The sequence below is a fragment of the Deinococcus yavapaiensis KR-236 genome (genome assembly GCF_003217515.1).
GTDB classification, from domain to species: Bacteria; Deinococcota; Deinococci; order Deinococcales; family Deinococcaceae; genus Deinococcus_A; species Deinococcus_A yavapaiensis.
Genome location: NZ_QJSX01000007.1, coordinates 1 through 16,844, shown reverse-complemented (window position 1 = coordinate 16,844; position 16,844 = coordinate 1). Strand labels below are relative to the sequence as shown.

The window sequence follows — 16,844 nt, the reverse complement described above, 5'->3', positions numbered from 1 at the left end:
AGGCCGTCGGTGGAGGCGATCATGGCGCCTTTGAGGTCGGGCAGGGCGACGCGCAGTTGGTCGATCACGGCTTGAAGTTGCTCTTGCTTGCTCATGCGGTCCTCCGGATGGGGGTGATGTCTTGGATGAGTTCGAGCATGCGCACCAACGTGAGGGTGCTTTGCTCGGCGTCGGTGGCGTTGAGGCCGACGACGTGCGAGGTGGGCAGTTCGAAGTAGTCGGCGACGTCCTCGGGTTCCCAGACGCGTTCGAGGTCTTGGCGGGTGACGCCGATGATGAACGGCACGGGGTGTCGGCTCGTGACGAACTCGAAGATGCTGCGCGCTTTGGGGAAGTCGCCGGGTCGGTCGCCGGCGACGAGCATGACGAGGCCGAGGGCGCCTTGGCAGAGGATGTCCCACATGAAGTCGAAGCGGTCTTGGCCGGGCGTGCCGTACAAATGGACGGGCAGGTCGTCGAGGTGCATGGTGCCGAAGTCGAAGGCGACGGTGGTGGTGGCTTTGCCGATGTCTTCGCTGGGTTCGGCTTCGGTGTCGAGGACGGGTGTTTCGCTGAGCGTGCGGATGAAGGTGGTCTTGCCGGCGCCGACGGGGCCGCTCACGACGATTTTGAGCGGGCGGGTCATGCGACCTTCCGCCGGAGGTGTAAAGCGGCGAGCAGGCGCCCGATCAAGCCGCGCGGTTCGCTCGGCTCGAGAACCGTCGAAGGAGGAGCGGGAGGCGTGACGGTGGGTCTGTCTGCCTTGCGTTGAGCCGTCGGCCGAGCCGGGTAGGCGCGGACGGGAGTGAGGAGGCCGAGCGCGCGAAGTTTGTAGAGGTAGAGTTGGGCGCGTTCGAGGTGCAGGCCCTGCCTGGGGGCGAGTTCGGCGGCGCTCGCTCCGAGCAGCAAGGAAGGGGCGGCCGCGTCGAGAAAGTCCTTCAGCGAGGCGTCCAGGTCTTCGGGAGCGTCTCTGACTTGCTGAAAGCGCGTTTCGGGCGCGGGAAGCATGGTGCGGTAGTGAGCGAGCTCGTCGAGAACGGCCGTGATGGACAGCAGGAGCTTGTTGAGGGCGAGGTGGTGGTGTTGAACGAGGTCGTTGGGTTGGATGCGCTTGAACTCGAAGGAGCCTCGTTCGGCGCGTGTGAGCTCCAAGATGACTTCTCGTACACGGCCGGCGTCGTGAATCGCTTGCGGTCCAAGGTAGAGCGCGAGCAGATGGCCGTCGTCGATGTGTAAGGTCACGGCGGCGGTCGTGGTGATGTTGAGGTGGCCGCTGCGGCGTCCCAGCATGCCGATGACGTCGGGAAAAGGCAACTCGTCCAGATTTCCGAAAATCGCCATCTTCGTCCTTTCCGGGCCGCATCAACGGCACCTAAGCCCTCGTTTATCTTCGCTTTACTTTGTATCTATTTTCTTCTTACAAAGATCTTACAAAGAAAAGATAAAGGCTCCATGAGGTGACAGGGTAGACAAAGCAACGCCTTCTCCCCTATCGCTCGTCGGAAAGCAAAATGTTCCTCGAGCGAACCGAGACGCCGAACCTCGATCCCTGCTTCCACGGCGCCCTAGAAAGACGGAAGGCGACAGGCTCTCGCACCCATACGGCTTCCCATTCACGCGGCCTCAGGGCTCGAACCGCACGACAAAGGGAAGGGAGGCCGTCTCCGCGTGACGGCCTCCCTTCCCTTTGCCCCTCGCTCACACATGCGTCAAGGCGCCTCGTCGACCTCGGTCTGCAGCGAGTAGCCCGAGCCTCGTACCGCGCGAATCTTCACGGGCGCGGCCAACTGCGACAACTTCCGGCGCACGTTCATCACGTGCATCGTCAAGGCGTTGCTGACGTCCACGCTCGGGCCGCCCAAGGCCTCTTGCAATTCCTCGTGGGACACCACTTGATCGGGGGCAGAAGCCAGGGTCGCGAGCAACACCACCTCCTTCGGACGCAAGGCCACGCTCTTCGTGCCGAACTGCACCGTGCGCGTCAGCACGTTCACGGTCACACCGTTGACGCTCACCGACCCGTTCGAAGTCCCGGCTTTCGGAGACGCGCCGAGACTCGGCGCGGACGGAGAGGCACCTCGGGCCTTCGAGCGCTTATCCTCGTACAGGCGAATCTCGGCCAAGCGAACAGCGTCATGCAACGTCGGCGCTTCCTCGGGCCAGGACCCCACGCCGCACCAAGCCGTGATGCGCTCGAATCCCACCGAGCGAGCGATTCCCAAGGCTTGTTCGACGTGTTCGGCGGCCACGGAGCGCGCGAGCTTGAGGGTAGCGACGGAAGCGCCCCCTTCGAAAAGCACCATGAACCGGGCGCTATCGAGACGATACGCCGTGGTATTGGCCGGAAGATGCTCGGCCAACGCCACGGCGAACACGCGCAGCAACGCGTCGCCCGCGGCCGGGCCGAGCGTTTCGTTCACCTCTTTCACGCCGTCCAAGTCGATCGCGAGGACACGCACGGCCGAACCGCTTCCACGCGCGCTCATCGCCTCGTTGAACGCTCGGCGGTTGCCCAGACGCGTCAAAGCGTCCGTGAGGGCCGCGTCCTGCATGCGGCGCGTCCGCTCGCGAAACTCCATCGCGCGCCGAACCGATCCCGCCGCCGCTTCCAACAGTTGTCGGTCACGTTCCGTCCAAGGTCGTTCCCGATGCAGCCGACCGTACATCACGATGTACGACGTGCCGTCGTACTGCCCGAGCGGCAACCACGCCGCCGACTTCATTCCCGCCGCCGACATCGCCGACGACGCGTGCGCTTCTTGTTCGTACGACGACGCGTACCGAGCCTGCCCGTTCGCGACGACGTCCCACATCACGCCTCGACCGCGCCGCAACTTCGACGGAAGGCTGCGCGTCACGTCGTTTCCGGAAGGATCGCGCGTCCACACGGCCTCCATCCACGCCTCCTCGTCCCGTATGGCCACCAAGCTGCACCAATCGACGTCGGCGGCGCGCGAAACGAGTTCGAGGGCGCGCATCACGACGTCCGTCGGGGGCAAGTCCGACTGCATCAAGTTCGACACGCCCAACAACGCGGCTTGCACGCCCGCGCTTTCCTGCAGTTCCTCCAGCAACCGCGTTTTTTCACGCGCTTCCTCTTGAATTTGCAGTTTCACGGCGCGCAACTCCATTTCGTCGACGACGATCGCCGCGAGGTCTCGCAGCGTCTCGCGCTCCTTCTCGCCGAACGTCGCTCGTGGCGAGACGTCGATGACGCACAACGTCCCGAGCTTGAAGCCTTCCGGAGTGACGAGTGGCGCCCCCGCGTAAAAGCGAATGTTCGGCTCGTCCGTGACCAAGGCGTTGTGCTCGAAGCGCGGATCGAGCGACGCGTCGTTCACGACGAAGACGTCGTCTTGACTTATGGCATGAGCGCAAAAGGACAAGACACGCTCCGTCTCGCGAATGTCGAGTCCGACGCACGCTTTGAACCACTGCCGATCCTCGACGACGAGCGAAACGAGGGCGATGGGCGTATCCAAAATTCGCGCGGCGAGATGAGCGAGACGGTCGAACGCGTGTTCGGGGAGGGAGCCGATGATGTCGTAGCGTCTCAGGGCAGCAAGCCTCGCCTCTTCCTGTGATGTTCGACTCGCGAGCATTGCGACCATATGTCGACCATCTTATCTTGTGTTTATCTTGATTGCCTGACTGCCCTTGGCGCTCCACGCGGCGCGAACCTCGCTTTGCAGCGACGACCACAAATCGTCCGGCCCGCCCGGACTTGATGATTCGAGCGCGAAGCGTCCTACACTCGGGACGTGTCGAAAATCGTGATCATCACCGGCGGCAGTCGAGGCATCGGCGCGGCCACCGCGCGCCTCGCCGCCCTGCGAGGTTGGACGGTCGCCGTGAACTACCAACGTGACGAGCACGCCGCCGAGCAGGTCGCCGGGAACATCGTGCGGGCCGGAGGGCGGGCCGTGACCGTGCAAGGCGACGTCAGCGTCGAGGCCGACGTCGCACGCCTCTTCGAGGACGTCGAGCGCCGCCTCGGCAACATCACGGCCCTCGTGAACAACGCGGGCATCCTCGAGCGGCAAGCGCGAGTGGACGAACTCGACTCGGCGCGCCTCACGCGCGTGTTCGCCACGAACGTCGTGGGCAGCTTCCTGTGCGCGCGAGAAGCCGTGCGGCGCCTGTCCACGCGGTACGGCGGGGCGGGCGGCGCCATCGTGAACGTGTCGTCCCGCGCGGCCGTGCTGGGATCGGCGGGCGAGTACGTGGACTACGCGGCGTCGAAGGGCGCGGTGGACACCCTCACGGTCGGCCTCGCGCGGGAAGTGGCGGCGGAAGGCATTCGCGTGAACGGCGTGCGACCGGGCCTCATCGAGACGGACATTCACGCCCTCGGTGGAGAGCCGGGGCGCGTGACGCGCCTGGCGGGAAGCGTGCCGATGAAGCGGGGCGGCAGTCCCGAGGAAGTCGCGGCGGCGATCGTGTGGCTGCTGTCCGACGAAGCGTCGTACGTGACGGGAACCTTCGTGGACGTCAGCGGCGGACGCTGAGGAAGACGCCGCCGCGAGGCCTTCACGGGAAACACCTCTGCAGTCGAGGCGATCCGTTGCGCACCGGAGGAAGCTCGGCGGCGGTAGGAACGGCTTACTGCTCGTGCGCAGGGTGCGCGCTTCGTTCGGACGCAGGACATCCAGCGAACGAGGGTGAATGCCACGAACAGCTTTCTCGAAGTCACCCGCGCCAAGTGGCCGCCGAACAGCACCATCCGTGAATGGTAAAGCAGGAAGAGGCCGTACTCGCCGCGCAGCAAGTGCCGCTGAAGCTAGGGCTTCAGCGGCAAGCTTCGAGGGCGTCGTCGAGCTCGCGAACTCCCTCCGCGCCGAGAGCGTCCGCCCACTCCGGCAGGAAGGAGGCCGCACGATGCCAACGCGCAATCTCCGCTCGCAACGCTTCCCCCTCCTCGCCCGCCCCACCGCACGACGCTCGGTACCGAGCCGCGTGCCCGACGGCGACCTCCGCGAGTTGCGCCCACTTCAACCCGACGTTTCCCGCGAAGGATGCCGCCCAGCGACCTTCGCGGACATCCGCGCTCCAAAGCGCCACTTCGCGCAGCAGTTCGCTCACGACGCGCTCGTCCACGCCCGAGCGCGGCAGGCGACCGGACAAGGTGGCGTCGTACGTCAATTCCGTGATTCGCGCCTCGTTCGGGGTGCTGAAACGAGCAAGCCGCTCGGAGCGGCGGTCTTCGGGGCGACGCGGCAAGGGCGGCTCCGCCAAGGCGTCGATGGTGACCCAGCCGACTCCGCCGATTCCTGCGCGTGACAGGACGAACGACGCTTGAAGATCGCGGACCACCACGTCACGCAAGAACAAGTGCTCGCCGTTCACGTCCGCCCCGAACGCTCGAAACACGCCGCTACCGTTGGGCTTGCCGGGAAAGGACACGTCCACGCGAGCCGCGCGCCACAGTTGCAACGTGTCCGGGTCGATCCTCACGCCGCGAGCGGTGGTGAAGCCCGCCCAGTCCACCCCCGTGACGGGCGTGAGTCGGATGACCGTGCTTTCGTGAACGGCGCCGAGCGGCAGCGTGACCGTGTACCGGGTTCCGTCCGACGCCGTGACGCTTCCCTGGGCGCCCGTCGGCGAGACCTGCACGCTCACCGCGTTCTCGAACTCCGACTTGACCGTCACGTCGACGCGTCGCTCCCCTTCTTGCACGAGGGGCCCTCTGGTGGGCACGAACACCCGCAAGGGCACCTCTCGCACGAAAGCGCGGCTCACTCCGACGAGGGTCACGTCGAAGGCCCCTGGTTCCAGGGCCGTGCTCACGAAGGTCAACTGCTCCGAGTCGGCGCGCATGGTCATCCCGGTCGGCAAGCCTCGCGCGTGCAGTTCGACCGGGTCGCCGGGATCGCCGCCCTGCACGCTCAAGCCGAGGGTGGAACTTCCGTACGGATACGCTTCGACGTAACGCTGTGCAGGACGAAGTTCGAATGCCTGAGGCGGGCTCACGGGCGGAGCGCCACAGCCGACGAGCAGGAGGAGGCCGAGCAGCCAACGAAAGCGCGGGGATGTCATAAAGCTCCTTCGAGGCGGCGAGAGTCACGCCGCCACGATCATGTTGTACGACCGACACGATGGCAACGCGATGACGCGTCCGGCGTCGCCAAGCCGGAACGCACGACGACGACCGCCACGATCGCCCCGCCGAGCGCCCGAGGGCGCGCAGAGCGTTGGAGGGCACGGGAGCGTGGAAGTGAGAAGTCGGCGGGGCGCACCGCCACTTCGAGATCTCTCGTTGACGGTGCCGAGCGTGTAGTGCGACGTCTTCTCGCGGTGCGAGAGGTCCGGATCGACGAGGGCATGCTCGAACAGATCGTCGAAGAAGGCCGTGGAAAGGTCGGTTTCGGATGCGACGTGACGAGGCGAGGTGGTCATGAGCACTCCTTGGGAGCTGGAGCGAGGGCGTCGAGGGGCGGAGCGAGCTTCGAGGTCGAAACGCCATGATCGTACGAGCGTGGCGCAACAGCAGCGTCATGGCGGCGCGCACCGAGCGTCACAGCGCGGCCCTCGCCCGTTCGACGCGTCGTCTTGCGCTCGTCTTACGCGAGGCGCGTACGGTGTGCCTCGGTTCCCGTTTCCCGGTTGCCTTCTGAGGAGGATTCATGACCATACCGAAGACCGCGTTCACGCCCGCAGCCACCCGTCACCTCGCTCTCCGCCCGCGGCCCGACCACCCCGTGTTCGCCAAGGGGCCTTCAACGCCTCGCGCCGCGTCGGTCACGCTCGGCCCCGCCACGGAGAGCGGGGCCCACGAACTTTCTCGGCCGCCCGGCGTCCTGCAGGGAGAAAGCGCGTGACGGCGCCTCGAACGTCGGGCCGTTTGATCGTCGTCAACGGCACGTCCAGCGCCGGGAAGTCCTCGTTGTGCGCCGCCTTGCAGCACCTGCTCGACGAGCCGTACTGGCTGTTGGGCTACGACCGCGCTTGGATGATGGGACCGTGGCGGTACGGCCCTGTTCAAGCGAACGAGCGTGACGGGGTGTGGTACGACCTCGATCCCGAGAATCCCACGGTGGCCGTCGGCATCGGCGTCGGTCCGGTCGGGCAGCGTTCGGTGAGCGGACTGCACCACATGGTCGCCTCGCTGCTCGAGCAGGGGCACAACGTCATCGTGGACGCGCTGTTCATGGAAGCGGCGTGGTTCGAGCACGCCATGCGGTTGTGGAGGCCGTACCGTCCGCTGCTCGTCGCGCTCAAGCCCCCGCTCGAAGTCAGCGAGCGCTGGGAAGCCGAGCGGGACGCGACCAAAGCGGGAAGACCGACCGGCCTCGCCCGCCTCGCGTACGACGCGGTGCATGCCCACGGCTCGTTCGACGTGGAACTCGACCCGTCCCTCGGCACGCCCGAGGACGCGGCGCGTCAAGTCATCGAGCGCTCGCGGGGACGGCTGGGCCCCGCCCAACTCGAAGCGGCAGGCGAAACGCGGTGACCGCTCCGTCCTGAAGCGAATCGAAGCCCTCGCCTTGCGACGTCGAAACGTGCCGCTTCCGTCCACGAGCGCTTTGGCGGCGACGAAGATCGGCGAGGGTGGAAGCGCGTGGTGACGGGTCGCCCGAACCTCGCGAGTGAAGCGCGCCGACGCTCGGACAAGCTCAGGCGCGGCGCGGGGCCCTCGGCACGGATGGTACCATTCGAGCACGACATGTCCGACTTGTCCGTGCGTCTGCTCGGCGCGCCCGATCTGCGCGTCGAGGGCCGACCGCTCGTGTTCAAGACGCGCAAGACGCTCGCGCTCGCCGCGTACTTGCTGCTCGAGCCGGGCGCGCATCCGCGCGAGAAGCTCGCGGGATTGCTGTGGCCCGACGTGGACCCCGAAGCCGCTCGGGCCAGCTTGCGCAACACCCTCGCGTACTTGCGCGCGGCCCTCGGCGAAGCGCAGCCTCGCCTGTCCGCGACGCGCTCGACCGTGTCCTTCGACGTTTTGCTCGGCGAGTGCGACGTGGGGGAACTCGAACGGGTGGCGGCCGAAGCGCGCCTTTCAAGCGAGGAGGTCGCGCACTTGGAGCGAGCAGTGACGTCGTGGCGAGGCGAGTTGCTCGACGGTTTCGAAACGAGCGGTAGTGGCGCGAGCGCTGCGTCGGACTTCGACGCGTGGCTTTCCGAGCGGCGCGGCGCCGTTCGTGCCGCCGCCGACTTCGTGTTCGACCGACTCAGCGAGCGGCAACTCGAGCGCGAGCCCGCACGCGCCGCGGAAACGGCCGGACGCTGGTTAACGCTCGACCGTTTCAACGAGGCGGCGTGGCGCCGCCTCGTTCTTGCACGCCTCGCCGCGGGACAGCGGGCCCTCGCCAAAGAAGCGTTCGAGGCGTGCCGCTCGACGTTGCGAAGCGAGCTCGGCGTGACGCCCGCACCGGAAACGCTCGCCCTGGAACCGCGTCTGCTCGACGCGCCGCTCGGAACGGCGCGAAGCGCACCCTTGGACTTGACGAGCGTTTCGCGTGATACGCCGCTCGTCGGACGATCGGCGGCGTTCGCGCTCCTCATGCGGGCATACGAGGACGCGGCGCGCGGCAAGCCGAGCGTCGCGTGGATCGTCGGTGAGCCCGGCATCGGCAAGACCCGGCTCGCCCACGCTTTTTCCGGCAGAGCGGCCGAGGACGGCGCGCGTGCTGCGCGCACGCGCGTTCGAAGCGAGCACGCCCGCCTTCGAGCCGCTCGTGGACATGTTGCGCCGAGACGTGAAGCGCGAAGAGGTGACGCGGACCTTGTCGTTCACCGAGAGTTCCGAACTCGCGCGCATGCTGCCCGAGTGGGCAGACACCGAGCGTGAGCGCGACGCGAAGCCGCTCGAGCCGCAGCAGTTGGTGGGCGTGTTGGCGCGGGCCCTGCTCGCCCTCGCGCCCGATTCTCCCGAAGCGCGCGCACCCCTCGTGCTTTTTCTCGACGACGCGCAATGGGCGGACGCGAGCACCTTGCAGACCTTGAGGCGCCTTTGCGTTCACGTCGCCGCTTCCAACGCGAAAGTGCTCATCCTCTTGACGGCCCGCGCCGAGGGGATGGCGGAAGCGTCTCTCCTGGCAGCGTTCAGCTCGGACGTCGGTCGGGAGCTCGCGACCAGCCGCCTCGATCTCGAACCGCTCGATCGGCACGACACGAAACGGCTCCTCGAAGCCGTCGCGGGACGCGAAGCGCGCGCGGACGTCGAAGCGCTGGGCGAGCAGTTGTTCGCGGAAACGCTGGGTCACCCGTTGTACCTCGTCGAAACTCTCAAAGGGCTGCTCGAACGAGGCGCGATCTCGCACGACGACGAGGGAATGGTTCTCGACGCGGCGCGAATCGTCGAGGGATTGAGGGCGGGCGCGGCGGGCGTGCGGGCCGTGATCGGCTCGCGGCTCGCCCGCTTGTCGTCGTCCGCCGTGGCGCTCGCTCAGGCGAGCGCCACGCTCGCGACGGCGGCCGAGTTCGAGGTCCTGCGCGCCGTCGCCGACCTCGGCGAACTCGAGGCGCTCGACGGCTTCGAAGCGTTGACCCACGCGGGCTTGCTGCACGAAACGGCGGACGGACGCCTCACGCTGTCGCACGACCGCGTGCGCGAAACGGTGAGCGAACTTTTGGGCGGACCGCGGCGCGCATTGCTGCACAAGCGGGCACTGGCGGTGTTGGAACGCGCGGGCGCTTCACCCGCCGCGCTCGCGCATCACGCCCTCGCGTCGGGAGCGCACGAGGTGGCCGCCGTGCACTTGGAGCGCGCGGGCGTTCATGCCCTCAACGTCGGGGCGTTCGACGAGGCGCTGCGTGACTTCGAGCGGGCGCTCGAAGTCACGCAGCGCCGAGTTCCAGTCGCACTCGAACGGCGACGCGCCCTGCTGACACGCATCGAGTTCACGTTGTACCTGCGCGACGGGCACCAACTCGGAGCGTTGCAAGATCGCTGGCGTCGCGCGGCCCGCGACGCGCGAAACAGCGCGGCCACGTCCGAGGAGGCCTTCGCGCTCGGAGCGCTCGCGGCGTCTCTCGCCAGCCAAGGACACCACACGCAGGCGGGTGAGGCGGCCCGAGCGTCGCTCGACGCGGCGCGGGCGTCGGGCGACGCCAAGACGAGCGCCCGCGCCCTCGGGACGCTCGGTCGGCTGGCCGTGGAACGCCGCGACTGGACGCAGGCCGAGCGTTGGCTGCACGAAGCCGAACGCGAAGCGCGAAGCGCGGGAGAAGAAGCGCTCGCGCTCGAGGCGCGCGCTCGACTCGCGTCGGTCGTGACCTTCGGGCACGACGATCCGCAAGCCGGGCGGGACATCGAGGAGGACGTCTTGCGCCGACGCCTCGAACTCGGCGAGACCGGGCCGATTCTCGCGTCGCTCGTGAGCTTGACGTACACGTGCGCCCGCCTCGGCGATTACGCCGAGGCGCTCCGCCTGTTGGACGAGTGGGCGGTATGGTCGGAGCGTGCCGGGAACGGGCGTGTCGACGCGAACGTCCTCGGGATGCGTGGAATGCTGTGGTTCGAGCAAGACGAGGTCGAGCGCGCCCTGACGGCCGGAGAGGCGTCGCTCCGGGAATTCCAGAAGGTCAACGTGGTCCTGCCGTACTCGTACGCGGGCCTCGCCGCTTGCCTCGCGCGGCTCGGCCGAATAGACGAAGCTCGCCGCGCCTTCGAGCGCGGCGAGGCGCTCAACGCCCTCGACGAAGACTTGTACCACAAGGCCGCCACCGCTTGGGCGCTCGGCGACGCGGCGCTCGAACTCGGCGACTTCACGCGCGCCGAGAGCTTTTACCGGCAAGCGCTCTCGGCGAACTCCACGGCGTGGTTGCTCGTCGGATTGCGCGGCCTCGGCGAGGTGCATGCCCGCACCGGAAATGAAGGAGACGCCGTTCGATTGCTCGGCGTGGTGCTCGCCCGCCGAGCCGCCGGGGTGCATCAGCATCGACGGGCGAAGTCCGCGTTGGCACACCTCGGCCAGGCCGACGCCTCGGATCTGCTCGAGGCGGCCCTCGCGCTGGGACGCGCGGCGGACTTGGAAAGCGTCGTCGCCCACGAGCGATCGCTCGGCGATCGCTCGGCGCGGGGTCGTCAAGATTGAGGTTCCGCCATGTACAAGGGGACTTCGTACGCGGACTCGAAACCTATCCGCTCGAGGTTGCGGCGGCTCGGGTTGTCCGGTCCGGCGAGCACGTCCACGAAGAAGTCCTCACAACCGAGGGCGAGCGCGTCGCGTATCCGGCGCGCGATGAGCGCGGTTTGCCCGCCGCGTCCACGCGCGTCGGACCGCGTCACGGTCGAGTGCAGCAAGGCGGCCGAACCTTCCACCGTCAGGAAGCCGACGCTGCTGAACTCGCCTTCGTCGAGCACGGCGTAGCATCGCCAGCCGAGGTGTCGAACCCCGAGCCGCAAGAGGTCGCCCAAAGGGCCGGGCATGCCGAACTGCTCGGCGACGAAGGCGGCGGCTTGGTCCACGTCGGCCTCCTCGACTTCCCGAACGTCGAGGTCGGATGGACGCGTCACGTCGCCTCGACGTCGCAGTTCCTCGGCGGACACGTGGAGCGCCGAGAGGCGAAAGACTTCCCCGATGCCGCGCGCTCGGAGCGCTTCGGCGAGATTCGCCGGTTGCACGCGAGGATCGAGCGGCAAGCCCCACCCGACAACGTTCTCCTCGCGAACGACGTGAAGCAACGCGTCGATGTCTTCGCTCGTCGCGGGCGCCGTCACGCCGAAGTCCCGCACGAGGTTGAACGACGGGTACGGCAAAGAGCGCACGAGTTCCAGCACGCCCGCTCCAAATTCGATGGCTTCGACGCCGAGCCGCTCGCGGGCGTCACTCGGAAACGACAAGTAACCGCGAAAGAACGCCGCGTAGACGTCGGCTCGTCGCTGCGCGATCGCGTGGACGTCCCTTTGCGAACGCGAAGAACATGAGGGGTGACCGAAATCGGACGTCGATGCGTTGGACATGCCGCTCCTTTCGTGTCCGCGAGTCTCGCGGCTCGAATGAAGACAGCGTACCCGGGCACCGCAAGAACACCGCAAGACGAGAGGACCCGGCGGGCTCGACTCTCCAGGTCGATCGTGCGACGACGCGCCCGACGTTGATCGTCGAGCAGCAGGGACGGCCGTGGCGAGCGAGCACGTTCCCGTCGCTTCGGCAGTCGACGGAAACGCTCTTGAACCTCGGGGCGACACGCCGAGCCGTTCGTCCGTCTTGCCCGCCCCTCGATGGTCCCGATGTGCCCGTGGAGTTCCTGCTGGGACTCGAAGGCACGGACCCCGCCCGCGCCGACGAACAATCGGCCACCGAGAGTCATGGCGACGGCGAGTGCGTTCTGTGGTAGCGAGAGTCGCTGGGGACCGAGTCCGACGAAGGCTCCGCGTCGCGTCGGCATGCGGCCTCTCAGGAACTCGAGCGGGTCACTTCGACGTCTTGTCGGTCACCTCGCGCCGCAGCAGCTTGAATGCCGAGTGCGGTCCCGCTCCGGAAAAGCGCGCCAGACGCATCCACAGCAAGCCGAGCGGCTCGAGAAGCCGCGCGCTCGAAAGCGGCCCGGCATCGAGAGGCTCGAGCGTCAAGGCGCGAAGCATCTCGGCGACCCGCGCTTTCGACTCGTCGTCGTCGCCGCAGTAGTAAGCGTCCGCCGGGACGCCGTCGAACACGGGTTGCTCCAGCACTTCGGCGTACAAGAAGTTGAGGGACTTCACGACGTGCGCGGTCGGAACGAGTCGCGCGAGTTCCTCGGCCGCCGAGGTCGTGTGTCCCACCTGAAGTTGCACGGGCCGCTGGCTGGTGTCCCAAGCGCTCGTGATGTCCAGCAGCACTTTCCCGGACAAGTCGCCCGCGGCGGCGATCGTGTCGGGGGCGTGCTGGAAGCCCACGGCCAAAACGACGATGTCGCCGAAGGCCGCCGCGTCCGCCAAGCTTCCTCCGCGAGCGTCCGCGCCGACGGTCTGAGCGAGGGCAGCCGCTTTCTCCGGGGTGCGGGAGCCGAACATCACCTGGAAGCCCGCTCGAGCCAAGCGGTTGCCGAGCGTGGCGCCCATCATGCCCGTGCCGAGAATGCCGATCTTGGTGTTCACACAAACTCCATGTCCATCAGCGTAAGCGAACGGCGAGCCAGACGCGTCGTCACTTCTCGAAGTGGCTGAAGGTGCCGACGCGCTTCACGTCCCCACAGAAGATCGCGCAGCGCGTCTCCTTCGGCGAAGGAGACGTCCACGAATTCCGTTCCACACGCGCTCCGTCGCGTCACGAGCGAGAGGAGAACCGCGAAGCTCGAGCGCCCGGCGGGCCGTCCTCCCTGCTTCCTTGCACCGCACCCGAGATCGAGGGCGCCCCCTCACCCCGATGGCCCTACGAGCGCCGAACAGTTCGCGCGATTCGACGCTCGGACTACGCGACTTCGCGGATTTCAGGGCGTCAGCGCTTTGCTACGCTGCCGTCATGACGCTTTTCACGGCTTGGTGGTGGCTCGGCTCGCCCGGGTGACGCCGCCGTGTCTGTTCGTCGCGCCCGGACTGTCCGTTCGGGCGCGTTTCCTTTTCGTCCCCTTCTCCTTGGGAGGCTTTGTGAAGCAACGTATCCTCACCGGCGACCGACCCACCGCTTCCTTGCACATCGGGCACCTCGTGGGCTCCTTGAGAAGCCGTGTGGCCTTGCAGCGCGAGTACGACACGTTCGTTCTCATCGCGGACGTGCAAGCCCTCACCGACCACTTCGAGCATCCTCGCAAAGTGCGCGACAACGTCTTGGAAGTCGCCCTCGACTACCTCGCCGTCGGCCTCGACCAGCAGAGCGCGACCTTCGTCGTGCAATCACGAATTCCCGAAATCGCCGAACTCACCGTCTTCTACCTCAATTTGGTGACGGTGTCGCACCTACGGCAAAACCCCACCGTGAAAGCGGAAATCGTGCAGAAGGGCTTCGGAGAGTCGGTTCCGGCGGGATTTTTCGTGTATCCCGTGTCGCAAGCGGCGGACATCACGGCGTTCGGCGCGCATCTCGTGCCCGTCGGAGATGACCAGCTTCCGATGATCGAGCAGACGGTGGAGATCGTGCGGCGCTTCAATCGCCTGTACGCTCCGGTCTTGGTCGAGCCGAAGGCTCTCGTGGGTGACGTTCCGAGGCTCCCGGGTCTCGATGGCCGCCCGAAGATGAGCAAGTCGGCGGGCAACGCGATCTTCCTGTCCGACTCGGCCGACGAGGTCGCGCGCAAGGTGAAAGGCATGTACACCGACCCGAACCACCTGACGGTCGAAGCTCCCGGAAGCGTGGAGGGCAACCCGGTGTTCGCGTACCTCGACGCCTTCGACTCGGACAAGCAGAAGGTAGCCGAGTTGAAAGCGCACTACCGAAGGGGCGGCCTGGGAGACGTGAAGGTCAAGCGGTACCTCACGGAGGTGCTGGACGCGACCCTCACGCCGATCCGCGAGCGACGCCGAAGCTTCGGGCGCGACCTCGACGAGGTGGAGCGGATCGTGCGCGAAGGGACGCGCAAAGGGCGCGAAGTCGCGTCGGAAACGGCCGCGAGCGTGAAGCGCGCGATGCACCTGGATTTCTTCGAAGCTCGGGTACACTGACGACCTCGCCATGCCGACCGTCACGCTCCGCACCGCCTCGGATTTGCATGCCCTCGTCCGCGCCCTTCGCCGCGTGCACGCGTCGGACGGCTACCCCGTCGACTTCCCGCCCGATCCGCGAGGCTTCCTCTCGCCAAGAGGACTCGTCGCCGCGTGGACGGCTCGGCTGGACGGCGAGATCGTCGGGCACGTCGGCTTGTCGTGGCGTGGCGCGAGCGAGTCGAACTGCGTACGCACGGCGAGCGAGCGGACGAAGCGCCCACCGGAGGACTTCGGTTTGGTGACGCGCCTGTTCGTCACACCGAACGGTCGAGGCCGAGGCGTCGGTGACGCGTTGATGGAAGCGGCGGAAGAATTCCTGCGAGCGCGCCGCCTCGTCGGAACGCTCGACGTGGACGAGGCGGCGACGGCGGCGATTCGTTTGTACGAGCGCCGTGGGTGGAAGCACGTCGCGACGAATCTCGAGCGCTTCTCGGAAGGCCGGGAGGTGTCCTTGCGCGTCTTCGTCGGAGCCGAGCAGCGAACGTGACCGCCGCCAGGAGTGGCAGGACGGTCGAGCGCGACACGAAACGTCACGCCCCGTCCGCGTACACTGCGAGCCTCGAAGGAGGGCTTTGATGAAAGCGATGACGATACACGCCTACGGTGATCCGGACGTCTTTAGGCTCGAAGACTTGCCGCTCCCGTCGCCCGCGCCCGGCGAGGTGCTCGTGCGAGTGCGGGCCCTGAGCGTCAACCCAGTCGATACGAAGTGGCGGCGCAAAGGACCCTTCGGCGCCTTTCCCGTCGTCCTCGGCTGGGACGTGAGCGGCACCGTCGAAGCGCTCGGCGATGGTGTGAGTGCGTTCGAGATCGGCGACGCGGTGTTCGGCATGGTGCGCTTCCCGAGCGAAGGCCGCGCGTACGCTCAGTACGTCGCCGCGCCCGCCTCGCACTTACACCGCGTTCCGACCTCGCTGGGCTTTCGCGACGCCGCCGCGATGACCCTCGCGGCCCTCACGGCGCAGCAAGGACTCACCGCCATGCGCTTGCAGGCCGGGCAGACGGTGTTGATTCACGCGGCGGCGGGCGGCGTGGGGCACTTCGCCGTGCAACTCGCGAAGTTACGCGGCGCGCGGGTGATCGGCACGGCGTCGACGCGCAACCACGACTTCGTGCGTTCGCTCGGCGCAGACGAGGTGATCGACTACCGAGCGCGGCCCTTCGAGGAGCAAGTCGAGCGCGTCGACGCCGTGTTCGATTGCGTCGGCGGCGAGACGCAAACGCGGTCGTTCGCGGTCCTAGAGCCCGGGGGAACGCTCGTGACGATCGTCGGCAAGCCGTCGCAGGAACTCGCGGCGAGCCGCGGCGTGACGGCCATCGGCTTCCTCGTGCATCCCTCGAACGAGGACCTCGCGTTTCTTGCCGCGCGCGTGGACGCCGCGGAGTTACGTCCGCACGTCAGCGAAGTCCTTTCGCTCGAGAAGATGGCGGACGCGCACCGAGCGGTCGAGTCGGGTCGCACCGTCGGCAAGATCGTCCTCGACGTCGAGTAGATGCAGGCCCGAGCCTTCGTGACGAGAACGGGACGCGCTCGTGACCCGTGATTCAGCCGACCCGGCGACCGACCCCAACCTGGACCGGCCACGCGGCGCTCACTCGTTGCGGTATTGTTCCGGGTCTTTGAGCGGGGGGCGGTGCGGGGCGTCCAACGCGCCTTCTCGAAGTGCCGCCAGTTCCTCGCGTCCTTGCACTTCGAGTTGGCGTAGACGCGCGGCGACCTCCGCCTCGTCGTGCAGCAGGTGGCCAACGCAGTACCCGATGCCCTCGTGCAACTCCTCCAGTCGTTCCCACAGCTCGAACAGCGCGTCCGGATGTGTCGTATCCCGAGCGCTCGCTTCCTTCCACACGTCGTTCAGGAGCGTGTAAAGGGCTGAAATCGACTCGGTGACTTCGTAGCGCATCCTACACAGTCAAGCAGGATCGAAGTGCGTCGTGGTGATGGTCGCTTCACCAGTGATTACGGAAACTTCGACCCGACTGTCATGCGTAGCGAACGGCGTCGGTGATGCGCGGCGCGGTGTTCGCACTGGAAAGATGTACGTGACGATGACTCGTGAAAGTGAGGGCGTCTTCCTCGTTATTCATTCCTCACGGCAGGGACGAGGAAGCGCGAACTACAGTGGTTCCCGCTCGTCGCTGTTGGCGCGTGTTATTGCCCGTTGTTGGTGACGACGACGTTGGCTTGCACGTCTACGCTCTGCCCGGTGGACGTGTTCTTCAACGTCAACACCACCGGGTACACGCCGTTGCCTTGCCACCCGTCGCTGTACGCGATCACGTCCACGCGCAGCATGCCGTC

General features: G+C 67.1%; 16 protein-coding genes. 8 read left to right on the top strand and 8 right to left on the bottom strand.

Features of this window, described 5'->3' with window-relative positions; all coding sequences use genetic code 11:
* Positions 1-91: 91 nt before the first annotated feature.
* The 3 genes from DES52_RS09965 to DES52_RS09955 form a co-directional block, all read right to left on the bottom strand.
* A complete protein-coding gene (locus DES52_RS09965) occupies positions 92-625 on the bottom strand; it encodes a GTP-binding protein (protein ID WP_110886674.1) in 534 nt (177 codons plus the stop codon).
* A complete protein-coding gene (locus tag DES52_RS09960; RefSeq protein WP_110886673.1) occupies positions 622-1,320 on the bottom strand; it encodes a DUF4388 domain-containing protein in 699 nt (232 codons plus the stop codon). Before DES52_RS09960 ends, DES52_RS09965 begins: the two co-directional genes overlap by 4 nt.
* Before the next feature lie 368 nt (positions 1,321-1,688).
* On the bottom strand, positions 1,689-3,590 hold the full coding sequence (locus DES52_RS09955; protein ID WP_110886672.1) for a GAF domain-containing protein: 1,902 nt from the start codon (positions 3,588-3,590) through the stop codon (positions 1,689-1,691).
* A gap of 150 nt (positions 3,591-3,740) precedes the next feature.
* On the opposite strand from DES52_RS09955, the gene DES52_RS09950 reads away from it, so the two are divergent.
* Positions 3,741-4,487 (top strand): SDR family oxidoreductase, encoded by a 747-nt coding sequence (locus DES52_RS09950; RefSeq protein ID WP_110886671.1) that lies wholly within the window; start codon positions 3,741-3,743, stop codon positions 4,485-4,487.
* A gap of 280 nt (positions 4,488-4,767) precedes the next feature.
* Here DES52_RS09950 and DES52_RS09945 read toward each other — a convergent pair whose 3' ends face one another.
* Both DES52_RS09945 and DES52_RS09940 read right to left on the bottom strand, forming a co-directional pair.
* Positions 4,768-6,015 (bottom strand): hypothetical protein, encoded by a 1,248-nt coding sequence (locus DES52_RS09945; protein ID WP_110886670.1) that lies wholly within the window; start codon positions 6,013-6,015, stop codon positions 4,768-4,770.
* Positions 6,016-6,039: 24 nt separating this feature from the next.
* A complete protein-coding gene (locus tag DES52_RS09940; protein ID WP_110886669.1) occupies positions 6,040-6,375 on the bottom strand; it encodes a hypothetical protein in 336 nt (111 codons plus the stop codon).
* Between the two features lie 227 nt (positions 6,376-6,602).
* On the opposite strand from DES52_RS09940, the gene DES52_RS23445 reads away from it, so the two are divergent.
* From DES52_RS23445 to DES52_RS09925, 4 genes are all read left to right on the top strand, one after another.
* Positions 6,603-6,797, top strand: a complete 195-nt coding sequence (locus tag DES52_RS23445; RefSeq protein ID WP_245900895.1) for a hypothetical protein — start codon at positions 6,603-6,605, stop codon at positions 6,795-6,797.
* Complete coding sequence (locus DES52_RS23440) at positions 6,794-7,429, top strand: phosphotransferase-like protein (RefSeq protein WP_245900893.1); 636 nt, start codon at positions 6,794-6,796, stop codon at positions 7,427-7,429. Before DES52_RS23445 ends, DES52_RS23440 begins: the two co-directional genes overlap by 4 nt.
* A 213-nt stretch (positions 7,430-7,642) precedes the next feature.
* Entirely contained in the window at positions 7,643-8,770 is a 1,128-nt protein-coding gene (locus DES52_RS23435; protein WP_425451120.1) for an AfsR/SARP family transcriptional regulator, read from the top strand.
* A complete protein-coding gene (locus DES52_RS09925) occupies positions 8,664-11,018 on the top strand; it encodes a tetratricopeptide repeat protein (RefSeq protein WP_425451122.1) in 2,355 nt (784 codons plus the stop codon). Before DES52_RS23435 ends, DES52_RS09925 begins: the two co-directional genes overlap by 107 nt.
* On the opposite strand, the gene DES52_RS09920 is transcribed toward DES52_RS09925, so the two are convergent.
* Complete coding sequence (locus DES52_RS09920; protein ID WP_110886666.1) at positions 11,009-11,887, bottom strand: N-acetyltransferase; 879 nt, start codon at positions 11,885-11,887, stop codon at positions 11,009-11,011. The genes DES52_RS09925 and DES52_RS09920 overlap by 10 nt on opposite strands.
* Before the next feature lie 453 nt (positions 11,888-12,340).
* A complete protein-coding gene (locus tag DES52_RS09910) occupies positions 12,341-13,003 on the bottom strand; it encodes an NADPH-dependent F420 reductase (protein WP_110886664.1) in 663 nt (220 codons plus the stop codon).
* Positions 13,004-13,492: 489 nt separating this feature from the next.
* Here DES52_RS09910 and trpS point away from each other — a divergent pair, with 489 nt between their 5' ends.
* From trpS to DES52_RS09895, 3 genes are all read left to right on the top strand, one after another.
* Entirely contained in the window at positions 13,493-14,503 is a 1,011-nt protein-coding gene (gene trpS, locus DES52_RS09905) for a tryptophan--tRNA ligase (protein ID WP_110886834.1), read from the top strand.
* A 10-nt stretch (positions 14,504-14,513) separates the two neighbouring features.
* Entirely contained in the window at positions 14,514-15,032 is a 519-nt protein-coding gene (locus DES52_RS09900; protein WP_110886663.1) for a GNAT family N-acetyltransferase, read from the top strand.
* A gap of 88 nt (positions 15,033-15,120) precedes the next feature.
* A complete protein-coding gene (locus tag DES52_RS09895; RefSeq protein ID WP_110886662.1) occupies positions 15,121-16,038 on the top strand; it encodes an NADP-dependent oxidoreductase in 918 nt (305 codons plus the stop codon).
* A gap of 99 nt (positions 16,039-16,137) precedes the next feature.
* Here the strand turns inward: DES52_RS09895 and DES52_RS09890 are convergent, their stop codons facing one another.
* Positions 16,138-16,446 carry a hypothetical protein gene (locus tag DES52_RS09890; RefSeq protein ID WP_110886661.1) on the bottom strand — a complete coding sequence of 103 codons (309 nt, stop codon included), beginning with the start codon at positions 16,444-16,446 and terminating at the stop codon, positions 16,138-16,140.
* Positions 16,447-16,844 lie beyond the last annotated feature (398 nt).